The sequence below is a fragment of the Xanthomonas sp. LMG 12462 genome (genome assembly GCF_009192885.1).
GTDB lineage: Bacteria > Pseudomonadota > Gammaproteobacteria > Xanthomonadales > Xanthomonadaceae > Xanthomonas_A > Xanthomonas_A sontii.
In genome coordinates this window covers 1-1,269 of record NZ_NMPP01000115.1, presented here as the reverse complement: position 1 = coordinate 1,269, position 1,269 = coordinate 1, and the positions used below count along the sequence as shown (strand labels likewise).

Annotated in this window: 1 protein-coding gene; it reads right to left on the bottom strand. The window is 72.2% G+C overall.

Features of this window, described 5'->3' with window-relative positions:
• Positions 1-1,230 (bottom strand): amino acid adenylation domain-containing protein (locus CEK69_RS20685; protein ID WP_152247680.1); only part of this gene is annotated, 1,230 nt, incomplete at its 3' end.
• Between the last annotated feature and the right edge of the window lie 39 nt (positions 1,231-1,269).

Genomic DNA, 1,269 nt, shown 5'->3' with positions numbered 1-1,269 from the left:
CCGCGCCTCCCGCCCCCCCAGGTACTCCAGCGTCCCGTCGTTGCGCCAGCGCACCCGGTCGCCGCTGCGGTACACCCGCTCCCCGGCCACCCATGGGCTGGGCAGGAACCGCTGCGCCGTCAGGTCCGGCTGGTTCACGTAGCCCTGGCCCACGCCGGCGCCACCGATGTACAGCTCGCCGGCCACGCCCTGCGGCACCAGTTGCCCCTGCGCATCCACCACGTACAGCCCCGTGTTGGGCATCGGCACCCCGATCGGGATCGTGTGCGTCAACGTCTCCAGGTGCGCGCTCACGTCGTACCACGCACACCCCACCACCGTCTCCGTCGGGCCGTAGTGGTTGTAGAGCTGCGCCTGCGGGTACTTGGCCTGCAACGCCCGCGCCAGCTCCACCGCGAACGCCTCGCCACCGATCACGAACACATGCCGCTGTGCCCGCGGCGTCGCATCCACCAGCCCCAGCAGTCCCTGCACGTGCGAGGGCGTCAGCCGCAGCAGCCATGCCGGCGCCGCTGCATCCTCCAGCGCCTGGGCAAGCCCCTGCAACGGATCGGATGGCGGCAGCAGCGTCACGCAGCCGCCGCTGAGCAGCGGCACGTACAGGCTCGGCACGCTCAGGTCGAACGCCACCGAGCTCGCCACCAGCGATCCGCTCAGGTGACCGGCGTAGTACCCCTCGCGCGCGAACGCGCAGTAGTCCAGCAGGCTGCCGTGGGCGATCTCCACGCCCTTGGGCGTGCCGGTGGAGCCGGAGGTGTACAGCACGTAGGCGCTGCGCTGCGCATCCTCGGCCAGCACCGGTGCGGTGGACGGGTATGCCGACAGCCAGTCCGCGCTGTGCGCCTCGTCCATGAACAGCGTGTCCGCTCCCGCCAGCGGGAACGCACTGGCGCTGTCCAGCAGCACCAGTTGCACCTGCGCATCGTCCAGGATCTGCCGCAGCCGCGCCGGGCCCTGCTGCAGGTCCAGCGGCACGTAGGCCGCGCCCGCCTTGAGCGTGCCCAGCAGCGCCACCAGCAACGCCACCGAGCGCTCCAGCGCCACTCCTACCCGTGCGCCCGGACCGATCCCCTGCTCCTGCAACGCATGCGCCAGCCGGTTGGAGGCACGCTCCAGGCCCGCGTAGTCCAGCCACTGCGTCCCGCAGCGCACCGCCACCGCCTCTGGCGTCGCCGCCGCCTGCGCCTGCACCTGCGCCACCAGCGAACGCTCGCGATGCTGCGTCGACATTGGACCGCGACCCAGCGCCAGCAGTGCCTGCGTGGCGGC